Annotated in this window: 17 protein-coding genes; 6 read left to right on the top strand and 11 right to left on the bottom strand. The window is 69.4% G+C overall.

Annotated elements, in window-relative coordinates:
* Positions 1 to 54 precede the first annotated feature (54 nt).
* A complete protein-coding gene (gene carB, locus DS837_RS00465; protein ID WP_149162970.1) occupies positions 55 to 3,306 on the bottom strand; it encodes a carbamoyl-phosphate synthase large subunit in 3,252 nt (1,083 codons plus the stop codon).
* A 320-nt stretch (positions 3,307 to 3,626) separates the two neighbouring features.
* Here carB and DS837_RS00470 point away from each other — a divergent pair, with 320 nt between their 5' ends.
* The 3 genes from DS837_RS00470 (at position 3,627) to DS837_RS00480 (ending at position 5,647) form a co-directional block, all read left to right on the top strand.
* Complete coding sequence (locus tag DS837_RS00470; protein ID WP_149162971.1) at positions 3,627 to 4,442, top strand: PAS domain-containing protein; 816 nt, start codon at positions 3,627 to 3,629, stop codon at positions 4,440 to 4,442.
* A 104-nt stretch (positions 4,443 to 4,546) separates the two neighbouring features.
* Positions 4,547 to 4,855, top strand: a complete 309-nt coding sequence (locus DS837_RS00475) for a hypothetical protein (protein WP_170295695.1) — start codon at positions 4,547 to 4,549, stop codon at positions 4,853 to 4,855.
* A gap of 69 nt (positions 4,856 to 4,924) precedes the next feature.
* The gene (locus DS837_RS00480; protein ID WP_149162973.1) at positions 4,925 to 5,647 is read left to right on the top strand and encodes an MgtC/SapB family protein; all 723 of its coding nucleotides are present in this window, start codon (positions 4,925 to 4,927) and stop codon (positions 5,645 to 5,647) included.
* A gap of 26 nt (positions 5,648 to 5,673) precedes the next feature.
* On the opposite strand, the gene DS837_RS00485 is transcribed toward DS837_RS00480, so the two are convergent.
* From DS837_RS00485 to msrA, 4 genes are all read right to left on the bottom strand, one after another.
* A complete protein-coding gene (locus DS837_RS00485; protein WP_149162974.1) occupies positions 5,674 to 6,165 on the bottom strand; it encodes a DinB family protein in 492 nt (163 codons plus the stop codon).
* Positions 6,166 to 6,182: 17 nt separating this feature from the next.
* The gene (locus tag DS837_RS00490; RefSeq protein ID WP_149162975.1) at positions 6,183 to 8,240 is read right to left on the bottom strand and encodes a DNA translocase FtsK; all 2,058 of its coding nucleotides are present in this window, start codon (positions 8,238 to 8,240) and stop codon (positions 6,183 to 6,185) included.
* The gene (locus DS837_RS32305) at positions 8,237 to 8,947 is read right to left on the bottom strand and encodes a PAS domain-containing protein (RefSeq protein WP_211102027.1); all 711 of its coding nucleotides are present in this window, start codon (positions 8,945 to 8,947) and stop codon (positions 8,237 to 8,239) included. Before DS837_RS32305 ends, DS837_RS00490 begins: the two co-directional genes overlap by 4 nt.
* A gap of 205 nt (positions 8,948 to 9,152) precedes the next feature.
* On the bottom strand, positions 9,153 to 9,794 hold the full coding sequence (gene msrA, locus DS837_RS00500) for a peptide-methionine (S)-S-oxide reductase MsrA (protein ID WP_211102029.1): 642 nt from the start codon (positions 9,792 to 9,794) through the stop codon (positions 9,153 to 9,155).
* Positions 9,795 to 9,946: 152 nt separating this feature from the next.
* Between msrA and DS837_RS00505 the strand changes: the two genes are divergently transcribed.
* Positions 9,947 to 10,396 carry an RNA polymerase sigma factor region1.1 domain-containing protein gene (locus DS837_RS00505; RefSeq protein ID WP_149162976.1) on the top strand — a complete coding sequence of 150 codons (450 nt, stop codon included), beginning with the start codon at positions 9,947 to 9,949 and terminating at the stop codon, positions 10,394 to 10,396.
* A 10-nt stretch (positions 10,397 to 10,406) separates the two neighbouring features.
* Here DS837_RS00505 and DS837_RS00510 read toward each other — a convergent pair whose 3' ends face one another.
* From DS837_RS00510 to DS837_RS00535, 6 genes are all read right to left on the bottom strand, one after another.
* A complete protein-coding gene (locus DS837_RS00510) occupies positions 10,407 to 11,285 on the bottom strand; it encodes a TrmH family RNA methyltransferase (RefSeq protein WP_247889703.1) in 879 nt (292 codons plus the stop codon).
* 67 nt (positions 11,286 to 11,352) lie between these two features.
* Complete coding sequence (locus DS837_RS00515; protein WP_149162978.1) at positions 11,353 to 12,336, bottom strand: SDR family oxidoreductase; 984 nt, start codon at positions 12,334 to 12,336, stop codon at positions 11,353 to 11,355.
* A gap of 85 nt (positions 12,337 to 12,421) precedes the next feature.
* Entirely contained in the window at positions 12,422 to 13,000 is a 579-nt protein-coding gene (locus DS837_RS00520; protein WP_145677520.1) for a YqaA family protein, read from the bottom strand.
* Positions 13,001 to 13,109: 109 nt separating this feature from the next.
* The gene (locus DS837_RS00525) at positions 13,110 to 13,355 is read right to left on the bottom strand and encodes a hypothetical protein (protein ID WP_149162979.1); all 246 of its coding nucleotides are present in this window, start codon (positions 13,353 to 13,355) and stop codon (positions 13,110 to 13,112) included.
* Positions 13,356 to 13,428: 73 nt separating this feature from the next.
* Positions 13,429 to 13,824, bottom strand: a complete 396-nt coding sequence (locus DS837_RS00530) for a c-type cytochrome (RefSeq protein WP_149162980.1) — start codon at positions 13,822 to 13,824, stop codon at positions 13,429 to 13,431.
* 57 nt (positions 13,825 to 13,881) lie between these two features.
* Positions 13,882 to 14,289: a winged helix-turn-helix domain-containing protein gene (locus DS837_RS00535; RefSeq protein ID WP_149162981.1), complete on the bottom strand. Its 408-nt coding sequence runs from the start codon at positions 14,287 to 14,289 to the stop codon at positions 13,882 to 13,884.
* A gap of 253 nt (positions 14,290 to 14,542) precedes the next feature.
* Here DS837_RS00535 and adh point away from each other — a divergent pair, with 253 nt between their 5' ends.
* Together adh and DS837_RS00545 are read left to right on the top strand one after the other, a co-directional pair.
* Entirely contained in the window at positions 14,543 to 16,063 is a 1,521-nt protein-coding gene (gene adh, locus DS837_RS00540; protein WP_149162982.1) for an aldehyde dehydrogenase, read from the top strand.
* A 114-nt stretch (positions 16,064 to 16,177) separates the two neighbouring features.
* Entirely contained in the window at positions 16,178 to 16,561 is a 384-nt protein-coding gene (locus DS837_RS00545) for a DUF779 domain-containing protein (protein WP_149162983.1), read from the top strand.
* Positions 16,562 to 16,575 lie beyond the last annotated feature (14 nt).

The raw sequence follows: 16,575 nt of genomic DNA on the forward strand, positions 1-16,575 counted from the left end.
CGCCCTGGGAAAGCTACGGCGCGGCGGAGGAGGTCCGCCGCGCCGTAAACCGTCCTAATAGGAACCGCTAAGGTACGACTGCAACGGCGCGACTTCAAGGCTGCCGTTCCGGAGTGCGGCAATCGCTTCCACCGCCGCGCGTGCACCGGCCATGGTGGTGTAGTAAGGCAGGTTGTAGGTCAGCGCCGTGCGCCGTAGGCTGAAGCTGTCGGACAGGGCCTGCGCGCCGTCCGTGGTGTTGATGACCAGATGCACCTCGCCGTTGATCATCGCGTCGACGATGTGCGGCTGGCCCTCCACCACCTTGTTGATCGACTCCGCCGGGACGCCGGCCTGGCGCAGCGCCGCCGCGGTGCCGGTGGTCGCCAGGACGCGGAAGCCCATGGCGTGCAGCTTCTGCCCGATCTGCACCGCCGACGGCTTGTCGCGCTCCTTCACCGAGATGAAGACGGTGCCCTGGACCGGCAGGGTGACGCCGGCGCCGAGCTGCGACTTGGCGAAGGCCAGCGCGAAGTTGTGGTCCAGGCCCATCACCTCGCCCGTCGACTTCATCTCCGGGCCGAGCACGATGTCCACGCCGGGGAAGCGGGCGAAGGGGAACACGGCCTCCTTCACGGCGGTGTGCGGCGGGGTCGGACCGTTCAGCGTGAAGTCGGCCAGCGTCTCGCCGGCCATGACGCGGGCGGCGACCTTGGCGATGGCGGTGCCGGTGGCCTTGGCGACGAAGGGCACCGTGCGGCTGGCGCGCGGGTTGACCTCCAGGATGTAGACCGTGCCGTCCTTCACCGCGAACTGGACGTTCATCAGGCCGACGACGTGCAGGGCGCGGGCCAGCGCCTCGCCCTGGCGGCCGATCTCGGCGATGGTCTCGGCGGGCAAGGAGTAGGGCGGCAGGGCGCAGGCCGAGTCGCCGGAATGGATGCCGGCCTCCTCGATGTGCTCCATGATGCCGGCGATGTAGACCTGGCCGGTGGCGTCGGCCACCACGTCGACGTCCACCTCGATGGCGTCCTGCAGGTAGCTGTCGATCAGCACCGGGTTCTTGCCCGACACCTTCACGGCATTGCCCATGTAACGCTTGAGCCCGGCCATGTCGTGGACGATCTCCATGGCGCGTCCGCCCAGCACGTAGGACGGGCGGATGACCACCGGGAAGCCGATCCGCGCCGCGACCGTCTCCGCCTCCTCCAGCGACCGGGCGAGGCCGTTGGCCGGCTGCAACAGGTCGAGCTGGTGCAGCAGCTTCTGGAAGCGCTCACGGTCCTCGGCGAGGTCAATGGCGTCCGGCGAGGTGCCGAGGATCGGGATGCCGGCCTTCTCCAGCGCGTCGGCCAGCTTCAGCGGGGTCTGGCCGCCGAACTGCACGATGCAGCCGAGCACCGTGCCGTTGCGCTGCTCGACGCGGACCAGCTCGATCACGTCCTCGGCGGTCAGCGGCTCGAAATACAGGCGGTCGGCGGTGTCGTAGTCGGTGGACACCGTCTCCGGGTTGCAGTTGACCATGATGGTCTCGATGCCGGCCTCGCGCAGCGCGTAGACGGCGTGGACGCAGCAATAGTCGAACTCGATGCCCTGGCCGATGCGGTTCGGCCCGCCGCCCAGGATGACGACCTTCTTCTTCTCGGTCGGGTCCGATTCGCACTCGGCGGCACCCGTGCCGTCGGTCTCGTAGGTGGAGTACATGTAGGGCGTGCGCGAGGCGAACTCGGCGGCGCAGGTGTCGATGCGCTTGAAGACCGGCGTGACCCCGGCGGCGCGGCGGGCCTCGGCGACCTCGCCCTCGCTCGTGCCGGCCAGCTCGGCCAGACGGGCGTCGGAGAAGCCCATCTGCTTCAGCGACTGCCAGCCGGCCTTGTCGGTCGGCAGGCCGCCGCTGCGGATCGCCTGCTCGCGGTCCACGATGGCCTTGATCTGCTCCAGGAACCACGGATCGTACTTGGAGACCTGCTGGACCTCGGCGACGGTGAAGCCGTGGCGGAAGGCCTGGGCGATGACCAGCAGGCGGTCCGGCGTCGGGCGGGCCAGCGCGCCGCGGATGGCCGAGGCGTCCGGCGTGTCGCTGTCGCCGATGCGCACCTCGTTGAAGCCGGTCAGGCCGGTCTCCATGGAGCGGAGCGCCTTCTGCACCGACTCCTGGAAGGTGCGGCCGATCGACATCGCCTCGCCCACCGACTTCATCGAGGTGGTCAGCAGCGGCTCGGTGCCGGCGAACTTCTCGAAGGTGAAGCGCGGCATCTTCGTGACGACGTAGTCGATCGTCGGCTCGAAGCTGGCCGGGGTGGTGCCGGTGATGTCGTTGGTCAGCTCGTCCAGCGTGTAGCCGATGGCCAGCTTCGCGGCGATCTTGGCGATCGGGAAGCCGGTGGCCTTCGACGCCAGCGCGGAGGAGCGCGACACGCGCGGGTTCATCTCGATGACGATCAGGCGGCCGTTCGCCGGGTTGACCGCGAACTGGACGTTGGAACCGCCGGTTTCCACCCCGATCTCGCGCAGCACCGCGATCGAGGCGTTGCGCATGATCTGGTATTCCTTGTCCGTCAGCGTCAGCGACGGGGCGACGGTGATCGAATCGCCGGTGTGGACGCCCATCGGGTCGATGTTTTCGATGGCGCAGACGATGATGCAGTTGTCCGCCTTGTCGCGGACGACCTCCATCTCATACTCCTTCCAGCCCAGCACCGATTCCTCGATCAGCACCTCGCCGACCGGGCTGGCGCGCAGGCCGCCGCGCACGATATCCTCGAACTCGGCGCGGTTGTAGGCGATGCCGCCGCCGGTGCCGGCCAGCGTGAAGCTGGGGCGGATGATGGCGGGCAGCCCGACGAACTCCAGCGCCTCGGTCGCCTCCTGCATGTTGCGCACGAGGCGCGAGCGCGGCGATTCCAGGCCCAGCTTGTCCATGGCGTCGCGGAACAGGATGCGGTCCTCGGCCTTGGCAATGACGTCGCGCTTGGCGCCGATCATCTCCACGCCCAGCCGCTCCAGCGTGCCGTCGTCGGACAGAGCCATGGCGGTGTTCAGCGCGGTCTGGCCGCCCATGGTCGGCAGCAGGGCGTCGGGGCGCTCCTTCTCCAGGATCTTCGCCACCACGGCCGGGGTGATCGGCTCGATGTAGGTGGCGTCGGCCAGACCCGGATCGGTCATGATGGTGGCCGGGTTGGAGTTGACCAGGATGACGCGGAAGCCTTCCTCGCGCAGCGCCTTGCACGCCTGGACGCCGGAGTAATCGAACTCGCAAGCCTGGCCGATGACGATCGGCCCCGCGCCGATGATGCAGATGGATTTGATATCAGTGCGCTTGGGCATGGGTCCGCTTCTCGACGTTCGTGCAGCAAAAGCCCCCTCGCGCCATTGGCCCCTTGGCAGGGGCGCGGGTGTGAGGGGGCACGGATCAATATGTCGTTGCGAGGCCTCTTTATAGGGAACAAGGCGCAGCAGGGGAAGGGGTGGGATGATGCGCGGGCCACATGTCTGAAACATCGCCAGCGGGCGGCGAGGCAAGGCTTGAACCTGCGCCGAAAGGGCGTCATCAATCGGGGTGCGCCGGAGCCCCGGTGTTTCCGATCTTCACCAGCGGGAGAAGCCCGCACACTCGTCCTGACCGCCTCCGGAGTTCGCACCCGACGATGACCCACGCTTTCGCCAAGGACAGCCGCGCCTGCGCCGCCTGCGTTTCGTGGGGGGGCGACCGCGCCCTGTCGGATGACAACACGCTCGTCCATGTCGACCGCTACAGCGCGGAGGGGGAGTGCCGGACGGCGACCAGCCAGGATTACCGGAAGGTCACGCGCTCCTACCACACCTGCCCGACCTGGGCGCCGCTGCCGATGCTGAAGAAGCATGGCGGGCGGCCGGAGCGCCAGCCGGTCTTCGCCGGCCGCCCGGCTCCCGCCGCCGCGAAGCCGGTGCCGGAGGCCGTGGCGGCCGCACCGGTGCGCGTGGTCCCGGCCGCGGCACCCGCCGTTCCGCCGCCGCCCGCGCCGCCGGTCTGCCGGTCGGAGCCGCTCGATCTCGACCAGATCCCGCAGATCGCCAGCCTGCTCTACGTCCATTGGCGGCGGGTCCGCCAAGGGCGTCCGATGCCGGAAGCGCGCGACATCGACACCGCCCAGATCCGCGAATGCGTGCCGCGCCTGTGCCTGATGGAGCCGCTGCGCGGCGGCGAGGATTTCCTCTACCGTGCCTGCGGACGGGCGGTGCAGCGCCGGATCGGGCAGCGCGCGGTGCCGCGCCCGGTCAGCGACTGCCACCCCGCCGAAGCGGCGGAGCGTTTCAACGCCGACCTGCGCGCCTGCCTGGAGACGGGGGAACCGTGCGGTCTTCTGGTGCGCGACGACCCGATGCTGCCGGGCGCGCGCTTCGTCGAACTGCTGCTGCCGCTGGCCGACGAGGACGGCCGCCCGGCCCGCGTGCTGGCCTTCCGGCACGTGCCCGGGGGCTGACGGAGGCCGCGGTGCCCTGGAACGCGCAACCCCCGCCGGAAGGGCCGCCTTCCGAAGCCCCGAAATCGGCGCCCGGTGGCGCCAAGCCGGCCGGTGGGGCCGACATGGTGGGGGTCTGGCCGTCCGCCGTCTGGATCGTCGTCGGCACGCTCTTCTATCTGGAACACCCGCAGAGCTTCGCCGGCTGGAAGGGCGCGCTCTATTATGTGGTCGGCACCGCCGCCGTGGCTCTGGTGATCGGGCTGGTCAGCCTGAACCTGCGCCGCGCCGTCACCGGCATGCTGGCCGAGGTGTTTCCCCGCCGCGACCGTTTCACCGACCTCGTGAGCCTGATGCTGCGGCTGATGCTGGCCACGGCGGAGGGGATGCTGGTGGCCCTGCTCGCCCGCTGGACTCTGGGCGCCCTGGGATAGGGCAATCCTTCGCCAACCGATCGGCGCTACACTGTGTCTCCTGGAACCGGGCGTCCCGGGGGAGGGGCCATGCTGAATCTGTCCGCCTATTGGTCGCACGCCGAACTGATCGCCAATGGCGTCATCCTCCTTCATTTGGCCGGGGCGCTGGTGCTCGGCATCCTGATGGGTTACGAGCGCTCCTTCCACGGGCGGGCGGCGGGGATGCGCACCTACGCGCTGGTCTGCCTCGCCTCGACGGCGCTGACCGTGGTCAACGCCTATCCCGGCCTGTGGTACGGCGGCATCGGCAGCGGCACGGGCGGCGATCCGACGCGGGTCGTCCAGGGCATCGTGACCGGCATCGGCTTCCTCGGCGCCGGGGTCATCATGCGGGAGGGCTTCTCCATCCGCGGTCTGTCCACCGCGGCGTCGATCTGGACGGCGGCGGCGATCGGGGTGACCATCGGGCTGGGCTTCTACGCCGCGGCCATCGGCACCGCCTTGCTGGTCATCCTGGTGATGAGCGCCTTCCGCCGGCTGGAAGCGGTGTTGCCCCACCACACGGTGGTCCAGGTGATGCTGGTGTTCGAACGCGCGCACGCTCCCCCGGCGGAAACGATTCGCGCCAAGGCGCTGGAGCACGGCTACGAGATCGTGTCCTGGGCCTTTCACCTGCGCAATGGCAGCGGCCACCTGGAGTACCAACTCACGCTCCAGGCCAACGGCACGCCGGACCCGATGGAACTGATCGACAAGCTCGCCCACAGCAGCCGGGTGGTGGAGTTCCGCCTGTCGCCGTCGCGCATGTGAGGGGCCGGAGTGACGGTCCGGCGGGCCTACTTGTCCAACAGGAAATAGGCGAAGTCGATGCTGGGCGCGGCCAGCCCGAACTGCGTCAGCAGGGTGTGCGCCTGCCCGCGGTGGTGGGTCTGGTGGTTGAACACATGGGCCAGCACCGCGGAAAAGGGCATGGTGAAGGCCTGCCCGGCCAGCGAGCGGTAGTGGAGGTCGGTGGCGAAGCGGGCCTCCTCCTGCGCCGCCACGACGCGGATGAGGCGCTCGTCCTCCGCCTCGCGGGCGGCGCGCAGATCGTCGAAGCCGTCATAGAGGATCTCGTCCAGGGCGAAGGGCGTCGGCCCGTCGCCCTCGATGCGGCGCAGCCACACCCGGTCGGCCACCAGGATGTGGTTCAGCGTGCCCCGCACCGAGCGGAAGAAGGCGCTGCGGTCCTCGCGGTACTGGGCGTCCGACAGCTCGGCCGCCACCGCGTAGAGGCGGCGGTTGGCCCAGCGGTTGTAGCGCGCGAACCGTTCGAAATGCGCCTTCATCGCCCCGTCTCCTGTTTTCAGACCCCGGCGCGCTTGGCCGACAGGCCGGCGGGGGACAGCAGAACCTCGCGCTTGCCCTGGTGGTTGGCTTGGCCGACCACGCGCTCCGTCTCCATCCGCTCGACCAGACGGGCGGCGCGGTTGTAGCCGATCTGGAGCTGGCGCTGGATGAAGCTGACCGACACCTTGCCCTCGCGCACCACGAGGTTGACGGCCTGCATGTAGAGGTCGTCGCCGGAGTTGGTGCCGCCGCCCTCGTCATCCTCGTCGGCGACCGCATCCTCCTCTTCCTCGGTGATGGCGGTGACGTAGTTGGGGGCGCCCTGCGACTTGATGCACTGCACGATCTCCTCGACCTCCGAATCGGAGACGAAGGGGCCGTGGACGCGGGTGATGCGGCCGCCGCCGGCCATGTAGAGCATGTCGCCCTGGCCGAGAAGCTGTTCCGCCCCGGCCTCGCCCAGGATGGTGCGGCTGTCGATCTTGGAAGTGACCTGGAAGCTGATGCGGGTCGGGAAATTGGCCTTGATGGTGCCGGTGATGACGTCCACCGACGGGCGCTGCGTCGCCATGATCAGGTGGATGCCGGCGGCGCGGGCCATCTGGGCCAGCCGCTGGATCGCCGCCTCGATCTCCTTGCCGGCGACCAGCATCAGGTCGGCCATCTCGTCCACGATGACCACGATGTAGGGGAGCGGCGTCGGTTCCTGCGGGGTCAGGTCGAAGACGGCCTCGGCCTCGCCGGGAACGGTGCGGCGGGGCATCGGCTCGTCGTTGGCGATCATCTCGGCGATGCGGGCGTTGTAGCCCTCGATGTTGCGCACGCCGAGCTTGGACATCGCCTCGTAGCGGCTCTCCATCTCGCGCACGGCCCAGCGCAGCGCGATCACCGCCTTCTTCGGGTCGGTCACCACCGGGGTCAGCAGATGCGGGATGCCGTCATAGACGGACAGCTCCAGCATCTTCGGGTCCACCATGATGAAGCGGCAACGGTCGGGCGGCAGCCGGTAGAGCAGCGACAGGATCATCGTGTTGATGGCGACCGACTTGCCCGAACCGGTGGTGCCGGCGACCAGCAGGTGCGGCATGCGGGCGAGGTCGGCGACCACCGGCTCCCCGCTGATGTCCTTGCCGAGCGCGATGGCGAGATGGGCCTGCGACTCGGCGAAGGCCGCGTGGTCGAACATCTCGCGCAGATAGACCATCTCGCGCACCGGGTTCGGCAGCTCCACGCCGATCACGCTGCGGCCCGGCACGATGGCGATGCGGGCGGTGACCACGCTCATCGAGCGGGCGATGTCGTCGGTCAGGTTGATGACCGTGGCCGACTTGGTGCCCGGCGCCGGCTCGAACTCGTAGAGCGTCACGACGGGGCCGGGGCGCACATCCATGATCTCGCCGCGGACGCGGAAGTTCCGCAGCACCGTCTCCAGCATCCGCGCGTTGCGGGCCAGGACGGTCTCGTCATGCTGCTGCGGCGGGCGCGGCGGCGGATTCTGGAGAAGCGCGGTGCCGGGCAGGGCGTAGAGATCGCCCTCGCCGATGGGCAGCGCATCCTCGTCGGATTCGTCGCCGTCGTTGCCGTCATCGTCGCCGCCATCGTCGAGGACGTCGGTGTCCTCCGCGTCGTCCTCATAGGCCAAGGTGTCGTCCCCGGCTTCTTCCGACTCCGCTTCCTCGGACAGGTCCTCGGGCAGATCCTCGGCGTCGGGAATGAGGACGTCTTCCACGTCCGCAGGCGCGTCCACGGCCGCATCCGAAGCTGGGGTCGGGGCCGGGGCCGGGACAGCGGTTTCCGCGGGGCGCGCCTCATAGGCCCACTCGACGCCGGACAGGAAGGCGAAGCCGGCGACCACCGCCAGCGCCTCGTCGCCGAGGTTGGTCGAATAGACCGTGCCGGCGCGCGGGGTTCCGGGCAGCACCTCCACGTCCCACAGCAGCCGCCCGTCCGGGCGCGTGTTGGGGATCAGGTTGAAGGGGCGGCCGTTCAGCGCGCACCACAGATTGAACTCGTCGGCGGTGACGACTCCCGACTGGGTCACGGGCGCGGTCAGGTGGGGCGTGCGCGGCGTCATGCCGGGGCTCCCGGTTTCTGTTCGGTGGAGAAGGACTCGCCGTCTTCGGCGTCGTCGTCGGGGGTGTCGTCGGTTTCGGTTTCGGTCTCGGTGTCCGCGGTCCCGTCCGTATCGTCGTCGATGTCGGCTCCCTCGTCCGGCCCGCCATCGTCCGGCCCGCCATCGTCCGGCCCGTCATCGTCCGGCCCGTCATCGTCCGGAATGTCGATCTCCACCTCCGCCTCATCCTCCGCCGCGTCGGGGGTGAGCACGGCGCAGGGCGGCTCGTCCGGCGGCAGTTCGTAGGCGGCGACCAGGATCTTGTCGATGGTCTCGCCGTCGCTGGACATCGGCAGGGCCAGGCGCTCCCAGGTCCGCATGACGCCGCTGAAATCGGCGGTGTAGACGCGGGCGACCGGCAGCCGTTCACGCAGGAGCGAGGCGTATTCGGGGCGCAGGATGGCCAACTGCTCTTCCGGCAGATCGTCGAGCGTGGCGCCCAGGCGCGAATGCCCGAAGGCTGCGGCGAGCGACTGGCCGTAATAGGAATAAACGAAGTCGTCGTCGCCGATGACCTCGAAAATCACAATATTATCCTTCCACGGCCGCAGGTCGGCCGGGGCGATGGTGCTGGACGCCGGCGGCTTCCCGCCGATGCATTTGGTGAGCCAGAAGTCAAGCAGGCCGCTCAGGTGCGGCGTCGCCAGCTCGGTTCTTTCCTTGATCATGGATTGGGCGCGGAATTCTCGGGCGGCGCCCCGCGGGGCTACCCCCTGGAGCTTTCATGGACCGCCGGAACCATACCCGGAAGGGACGGGCAGGCGCAACCGCAAGGGACCGCCCCGTTCAAGCCGGCTTAACCCTGTCGCCCGGATGCCGCAGTGGGAGGCGGGACCGTGTCTCCATGGTTCGCCCCCGCACCGCGGGGCCGCGTCAGGCCGCGCAGGTCACCCCGGTGCCGCCCAGCCCGCAATAGCCCGCGGGATTCTTGGACAGATACTGCTGGTGATAGTCCTCGGCGTAGTAGAAAGGCGGGGCCTCGCGAAGCTCCGTCGTCACCGGGCCGAAACCGGCCTGTTCCAGACGGGCCTGGTAGGACTCGCGGCTGGCCTCGGCGGCGGCGCGCTGGGCGTCCGTGTGGGTGTAGATGGCCGAACGGTACTGGGTGCCGACATCGTTGCCCTGGCGCATGCCCTGGGTCGGGTCGTGCGCCTCCCAGAAGACGCGCAGCAACTCCTCGAAGCCGACCTTGGCCGGGTCGTAGACGACGCGCACCGCCTCGGTGTGGCCGGTGCGGCCGGAGCAGACCTCCTCGTAGGTCGGGTTGGGCGTGTGGCCGCCCTGATAGCCGACCATGGTCGTCCAGACGCCCGGCACCTTCCAGAACTTGCGCTCCGCCCCCCAGAAGCAGCCGAGCCCGAAGTCGACGACCTCCAGCCCCTCCGGATAGGGCGGGGTCAGCGGGTTGCCGTTGACGTGGTGGCGCGGCGGCACGGGAACCGGCGTGTCGCGTCCGGGCAACGCCTCCTCCGCGCTGGGCAGCGCCAGGGGCTTGCGCATGAACATTCCGAGCATCTCGGCCTCTCCGATGGCGTTAGGATTTGGGGATTATGTCGGGTCGCACCGCCCCGGAGGCAAGTCGGCGCCTTTGCGCGGGAGCCTTCCGCGGCCCCGCGTGTTTACCCTTCGGAATGTTCAGTCCAAGGTGGAACCGCGGGGAGAGAACCATGACGATCGACGACGCCACCCTCCAGCGCCTGATTGACAAGGGACGCCAGCACGGCAACCGGCTCAGCGTCGAGCAGCTCGGCAAGGACGTGCCGGTGGAGACGATGACCCCGGAGGAGGTCGCCGTGGTGGTGGAGCGGCTGGAGGCCGCGGGCATCGACGTGGAGCTGACCGACGAGCGGCTGAAGCGCCCGCGCGGTGGCGGTGGCGGCGACTACCAGCGCGGGGCCGGGGTGGTCACCATCGCCAGCCCGGCGGCTCCCGCCGTCTCCGCACCCGGCGCCCGCCCGTCCGAACATGGCTGGGCCGACGATGGGCTGGGCCATGCCCACGGCGCGCATCACGGCTCCCGCCGGGCGCCGACCTGGGACCGCGGCGGCGTGGACATGCTGCCCGTCGTCTCGGTCATCGTGGTGGCGCTGGTGCTGATCATCGCCCTGGGGGGCTGAGGTCCGGCTCTCAGCCCGGCTTCGCCAGCGCGTGGATGAGGATGGCCGCGGTCGCCGCGACATTCAGCGACTGGATGCGGCCGGTGCCGGGCAGGGTCAGGACGTCCTCACAGGCGGCGAGGGTGGCGGGCGGAAGCCCGTCCTCCTCGTTGCCCATCACGATGGCGGCGGGCCGATCCCCCATGGCGAGGACCGCCGGGTCGGTGACCGCCGCCCGGCCCCGGCCCAGCGCCGTTCCGGCCACCCGGTGGGAGTCGCGCAGCCGTTTCAGAACCGCCGGCAGGTTGGCCGCCCGGTACAGCTCCACCCATTCGAATCCGCCCTCGGCCACCCGGTAGGCGGACTCCGACGGCAGGGCCTGTCCGGGATGGTCCGACACCACGACGCGCCGCAGGCCGAAGAAGGCGGCGGTGCGCAGGATGGCGCCCAGATTGTGCGGATTGCCGACCCCGTCCAGGATCAGCAGCGGCTGGCCGTCCACCGCCCAGCGCTTCGCCGCCTCGATGTCGAAGGCGGGGACCGGGCGCGGCGCGATCAGCGCGACGACGCCGCCGTGCAAAACCGTCCCGGCGACCTTGGCCAGCTCGTCGGCCTCCACCATGCGGTAAGGCTTGCGCGCCGCGGCCATCGCCTTGCAGAAGTCGCCGGTCTTCGCCTTCAGCCGCTCCTCGAAGAACAGCCGCTCCACGCGCGCCGCGTCATGGGCGAACAAGGCGGAGACGGCCGACAGGCCGGCGACGCGGAACAGCTTTCCCGGCTCCTCCCGCGGTTCCTCCCGGCGGACGTCCTTGCCGGCGCGGGCCGGACCCGGACGGGAGGAGCGGGCAGGGGAAGGGCGGGCAGGAGAAGGGACGGGCGGACGGCCGCGCGGGGTCGTCGGCTTCGGCATGATAGACTCGGGGGCTTGCGGGAACGGGCCGGCATTCTGGACCAACCCGTCCCCGAACTCAAAGCCCTCAGTGGTTTCCGTTTTTGCTCCGCGCGTAGCCGGCATAGGCCGCCGCCGCAGCGGCCGCGACCCCAGCGACGAGCAGCGGCGACACCCAGCCGGGCGGCGGGGTGCGGAAGCCGCCGGTGACGCCGCGACCGCGCTCCACCGGGCGGAACAGGTTGCCGTCGCTCGCGGCGGCGGGCGGGGTCCGGCTGAAATGGCGGTGGGCGCCGTGGCCGGCGATCTTCTCCATCAGGCGCGGCGCCACAGCGTGCCCCAGCCGGGTCAGCGGGGTCATCGCCCCGACCATCGCCTGGGCGCGCGGGCGCAGGGCCACGGCGAGCACGGTGTCCGCCACGTCCTGCGGATCGTCGTAGAAGGGGCTTTCCGCGTCCAGCTGGTGGCCGGTGTAATTGGCGCCGTGGGACATGCCCGGCGTGTCGGTGAAGAAGGGATAGACGCCGCAGACATGAACGCCCGGCGCGTCGACCAGCTCCGCCCGCAGGCTTTCCAGAAGCCCTTCCAGCCCGAACTTGCTGGCCGCGTAGGCGGCGGCGTAGGGGGCGGGCGCCCAGGCCCCGACCGACACCGTGTTGATGAGCACCCCATGGCCCTGCCGGCGGAACAGCGGCAGCACGGCGTGGGCGGCGTAGAGCGGGCCGAACAGGTTGGTCTCGACGACGCGGCGGTGCGCCTCCAGCGGGGTGTCCTCGAACCGCCCGACGGCGCCGACCCCGGCGTTGCTCACCCAGACGTCGATGCCGCCGAACCGTTGCACCGCCCGGTTGGCCAGCCGACGGACGGCTTCCGCGTCGGTGACGTCGGTGGGCACCACCTCGGCCTCGCCGCCCAGTTCCCGGCATTCCTCGGCCACCTCGCCGAGCAGGGCCTCCCGCCGGGCGGCCAGCACCAGCCGGGCGCCTTCCCGCGCGAAGGTCAGGGCGGTGGCCCGCCCGATTCCGCTCGACGCGCCGGTGATGACCACCACGGCCCCGCGCACGCTGTCCATCCGTCCTCTCCCATTGACGCCTCGATGCGGCATCAACAGGAAAGGACGGTCCGGCGTCGCGGTCCCGTGGTTGGGTTGCCGTGCATCAGATCAGCTTGATCGCCAGGAAGCCGCCGATCAGCGCGACGGCGAAGGCGGTGGTGACCAGCGTCAGCCGCTTCTCGATGAAGGCGCGCACCGGTTCCCCGAACCAGTAGAGCAGGGCGGCGACCAGATAGAAGCGGATGGCCCGCGACAGGATCGAAGCGCCGATGAACACCCAGATGTTCAGCTTCGCCACACCCGCGGTGATGGTCAGCAGCTTGTAGGGGATGGGCGTCATGCCCTTGATGATGAGAATCTCCGCGCCGTATTCGACGAAGGTATGGCGCAGCGTCTCGAACTGGGCTTCCAGGTGGTAGAAGTCGATGACCGCCTTGCCGATGGCCTCGTACAGGAAGAAGCCGATCATGTAGCCGGCGATGCCGCCCACCACCGAGGCCAGCGTGCAGATGGTCGCGATCCGCCATGCGGCCTGCCGGTTGGCGAGCACCATCGGCACCATCAGGATGTCCGGCGGGATCGGGAAGAAGGAGCTTTCCGCGAAGGAAACCCCCGCCAGCCAGGTGGTGGCGTTCTTCGAGGCCGCCTTGGCCATCGTCCAGTCGTAAAGGCGCTTCAGCATGCCGGTCGCAGCCCGTGTTGTGCCGGTGAGGGAGCCCCTGTTTTAGCGGGGGACCGGGCCAGCGGCTACGACCAATTCGGGGCGGCCCCGGAAAGGCTACGCCATCGGCCTAACGGGATGTGGGCTTGTTTCCGGACTCGGCGGTGTCCGGTTCCGCCCTCTCAGGATCGGCGCGCGCCACCGGATCGCAGTCGCCGTCGCGGGAACCGCCGGGATGACCGCCGGGCATGCCGCGGTAGCGCGTGTCCGGGTTGGACCCGCCGCCGCCGCTCTGCTCGTCGCAGAGAGGCTCGATGTCGGTCTTGTGAATGTCCTTGGGCTCGGCACCTTTTTGTCCTGCGGTGTCGTCGGTCATGGCCGTTCTCCGGCTGCGGGAATGGAAACCGGGCAACAGATGGGCGCCGCCGCGGTTCCCGTCCCGCTGACGCTCACTTCGTCGCGGATTCCAGATAGGCGATCAGGTCGGCGCGGTCCTCCGGCTTCGCGACCCCGGCAAAGGCCATGCGGCTGTCGGCGATGACCGCCTTCGGGTTGGCGAGATAGGGGTCGAGCGTCTTGGCGTCCCACGCGATGCCGGAGGCCTTCAGCCCCTCGGAGTAGTTGGCGAAGCTGTCCACCGCGCCGGCTTTCCGCCCGAACAGCCCGTGCAGCGTGGGGCCGACGCGATTCTTGCCCGCCTCCACCGTGTGGCAGGCCTTGCACTGGCGGAACAGCTTCTCGCCGTTCGCCGGATCGCCGTCGGCCAGGGCCGGGAGCGGCGCCGCGGCAAGAAGGATCAGGGCGGCCAGAGTTGTGCGGGCGGCGGTTCGGGCGGCGGTGCGCATGGGTCGGGAGCCTCCTTCGTTTCGCCGCGGCGGAAGGTCGCGGCGTCGAGGGAGACTTTACGGATCGCCGGAGTCCGGACCATTGGACTTTGGATCAGCGGAGTCCGCGCCCTTTTCAAGCACCGCTTCCGGCTTCAGCGCCTCGTCCAGCCAGGCGAGATGGGGCGCCGCGGCGCGGCGGGCCTCCTCCTCCATGCGGCGGTAGCGGGCGATCACCTCCTGGCCGAAGGCGGTCAGGCCGGTCCCGCCGCCCTCCCGTCCGCCGACGTTGGTGCGCACCACCGGCTCGCGGAAGGCGGAGTTCATGGTTTCCACCAGAAACCACGCGCGGCGGAACGACATGCCGAGCGCCCGCGCCGCCGCGGAGATCGAACCGGTGCGGTCGATCTCCTCCAGCAGGGACACCTTGCCGGGTCCGATGGCGCCGGAGGGGTGAAGGAAGCGCAGCCGGATGTCGGTCGTCATGTCCTGGAGTCTCGCCGGGGAACGGAAGGGTCTCCGCCCAAGGTATCATCTGCCGCCCGGCGGTCGGACCCGAATCTGAACCGTCCAGCTTCTGCAACCAAAGTCGAATTTACCGGCCTTCCCCGAAACCGCGATAACGGCGGGGCGCTGTGACGGATACCGATCATCGGACGAACGGACACAGGGCGCACAACCCGCCAAACGCCATTCCACGAATTTCAGTTCGGGCAATCCGCTTCGGGAGGAAACCGCCGTGATCCATCAGGCCCTGGAAACGCTCAGCAAGCAGGTCGCCATCCGGCCGCGCTACGACAACTTCATCGGCGGCCAGTGGGTGGCGCCGACGAAGGGCCAGTATTTCACCAACCTGACCCCGATCACCGGCAAGCCGCTGTGCGAGGTCGCCCGCTCCACCGCGGAAGACATCGAAAAGGCGCTGGACGCCGCCCACAAGGCCAAGGACGCCTGGGGCCGCACCTCCCCGGCGGAGCGCGCGCGCGTCCTCAACAAGATCGCCGACCGCATGGAAGAGCGTCTGGACGTCCTGGCGCTGGCCGAGACGCTGGACAACGGCAAGCCGATCCGCGAGACGACCCACGCCGACCTACCGCTCGCCATCGACCATTTCCGCTACTTCGCCGGCTGCGTCCGCGCCCAGGAAGGCACCATCGCGGAGATCGACCACACCACCTACGCCTATCACTTCCATGAGCCGCTGGGCGTCGTCGGCCAGATCATCCCGTGGAACTTCCCGCTGCTGATGGCCGTGTGGAAGCTCGCCCCGGCCCTGGCCGCCGGCAACTGCGTCGTGCTGAAGCCCGCCGAGCAGACTCCGATGGCCATCATGGTCATGATGGAGATCATCGGCGACCTGCTGCCCGACGGCGTGCTGAACGTCGTCAACGGCTTCGGCATCGAGGCCGGCAAGCCGCTGGCCCAGAGCCCGCGCATCGCCAAGATCGCCTTCACCGGCGAGACGACGACCGGCCGCCTGATCATGCAGTACGCGGCGGAGAACATCATCCCGGTCACGCTGGAGCTGGGCGGCAAGTCGCCGAACATCTTCTTCAACGACGTGATGGCCGACGACGACGAGTTCCTGGACAAGGCGCTGGAAGGCTTCGCCATGTTCGCGCTGAACCAGGGCGAGGTCTGCACCTGCCCGTCGCGCGTCCTGGTGCAGGAGAAGATCTACGACAAGTTCATGGAGCGGGCGGTCGCCCGCGTCGGCGCGGTCAAGCAGGGCAGCCCGCTCGACCCCGCGACGATGATCGGCGCCCAGGCGTCCATCGACCAGCTCGAGAAGATCCTCTCCTACATCGACATCGGCAAGGCCGAGGGCGCCAAGGTGCTGATCGGCGGCGAGCGCGCCCATCTGGGCGGCGAGCTGGAGAGCGGCTACTACGTCCAGCCGACGGTCTTCGAAGGCCACAACAAGATGCGCATCTTCCAGGAGGAGATCTTCGGGCCGGTGGTGTCCGTGACCACCTTCAAGACCGAGGAGGAGGCGCTCGCCATCGCCAACGACACGCTCTACGGCCTGGGCGCCGGCGTGTGGAGCCGCGACGGCAACCGCGCCTTCCGCATGGGCCGGGCCATCCAGGCCGGCCGCGTGTGGACCAACTGCTACCACCTGTACCCGGCCCACGCGGCCTTCGGCGGCTACAAGCAGTCGGGCATCGGCCGTGAGACGCACAAGATGATGCTCGACCACTACCAGCAGACCAAGAACCTGCTGGTCAGCTACAGCCCGAAGGCCCTGGGCTTCTTCTAACCGTCCTGTCTCCTCCCTGATGACCTTGGGCCGGCGGCCATTCGGCTTCCGGCCCTTTTTCTCTCTTACGGCAGGATTCATTTCCGGCCGGCTTTCTTCTGGGAGCGTCCGCCCATGGTCGAACGAGTCGTCGCCACACCGGCGGCCCTGGCGCTGATCGAAAAGCTGCGCGGGCTCTACGGGCCGCTGTTCTTCCACCAGTCCGGCGGCTGCTGCGACGGCAGCGCGCCGATGTGCTTCATGGACGGGGAGTTCCGCCCCGGCGGGCAGGACGTCCGGCTGGGCGAGATCGGGGGCTGTCCCTTCTACATGGGGGCGGCGCAGTTCGAATACTGGTCGCACACCCAGCTCATCATCGACGTGGTGCCGGGCCGCGGCGCCAGCTTCTCGCTGGAGGCGCCGGAGGGCGTGCGCTTCCTCACCCGTTCCCGCCTGTTCTCCGATGGCGAGGTGGAGGCGCTGCGTTCCGATCCGCACGATATGACGAAAAAAGCATAGCGCTGTTCCGTGGA

This window comes from Azospirillum brasilense (assembly GCF_008365405.1).
Lineage (GTDB): Bacteria > Pseudomonadota > Alphaproteobacteria > Azospirillales > Azospirillaceae > Azospirillum > Azospirillum brasilense_D.

Coding starts and splice junctions, on each gene's coding strand:
- carB (WP_149162970.1), bottom strand. CDS start 3,306: ATGCCCAAGCGCACTGATATCAAATCCATCTGCATCATCGGCGCGGGG.
- DS837_RS00470 (WP_149162971.1), top strand. CDS start 3,627: ATGACCCACGCTTTCGCCAAGGACAGCCGCGCCTGCGCCGCCTGCGTT.
- DS837_RS00475 (WP_170295695.1), top strand. CDS start 4,547: ATGGTGGGGGTCTGGCCGTCCGCCGTCTGGATCGTCGTCGGCACGCTC.
- DS837_RS00480 (WP_149162973.1), top strand. CDS start 4,925: ATGCTGAATCTGTCCGCCTATTGGTCGCACGCCGAACTGATCGCCAAT.
- DS837_RS00485 (WP_149162974.1), bottom strand. CDS start 6,165: ATGAAGGCGCATTTCGAACGGTTCGCGCGCTACAACCGCTGGGCCAAC.
- DS837_RS00490 (WP_149162975.1), bottom strand. CDS start 8,240: ATGACGCCGCGCACGCCCCACCTGACCGCGCCCGTGACCCAGTCGGGA.
- DS837_RS32305 (WP_211102027.1), bottom strand. CDS start 8,947: ATGATCAAGGAAAGAACCGAGCTGGCGACGCCGCACCTGAGCGGCCTG.
- msrA (WP_211102029.1), bottom strand. CDS start 9,794: ATGCTCGGAATGTTCATGCGCAAGCCCCTGGCGCTGCCCAGCGCGGAG.
- DS837_RS00505 (WP_149162976.1), top strand. CDS start 9,947: ATGACGATCGACGACGCCACCCTCCAGCGCCTGATTGACAAGGGACGC.
- DS837_RS00510 (WP_247889703.1), bottom strand. CDS start 11,285: ATGCCGAAGCCGACGACCCCGCGCGGCCGTCCGCCCGTCCCTTCTCCT.
- DS837_RS00515 (WP_149162978.1), bottom strand. CDS start 12,336: ATGGACAGCGTGCGCGGGGCCGTGGTGGTCATCACCGGCGCGTCGAGC.
- DS837_RS00520 (WP_145677520.1), bottom strand. CDS start 13,000: ATGCTGAAGCGCCTTTACGACTGGACGATGGCCAAGGCGGCCTCGAAG.
- DS837_RS00525 (WP_149162979.1), bottom strand. CDS start 13,355: ATGACCGACGACACCGCAGGACAAAAAGGTGCCGAGCCCAAGGACATT.
- DS837_RS00530 (WP_149162980.1), bottom strand. CDS start 13,824: ATGCGCACCGCCGCCCGAACCGCCGCCCGCACAACTCTGGCCGCCCTG.
- DS837_RS00535 (WP_149162981.1), bottom strand. CDS start 14,289: ATGACGACCGACATCCGGCTGCGCTTCCTTCACCCCTCCGGCGCCATC.
- DS837_RS00545 (WP_149162983.1), top strand. CDS start 16,178: ATGGTCGAACGAGTCGTCGCCACACCGGCGGCCCTGGCGCTGATCGAA.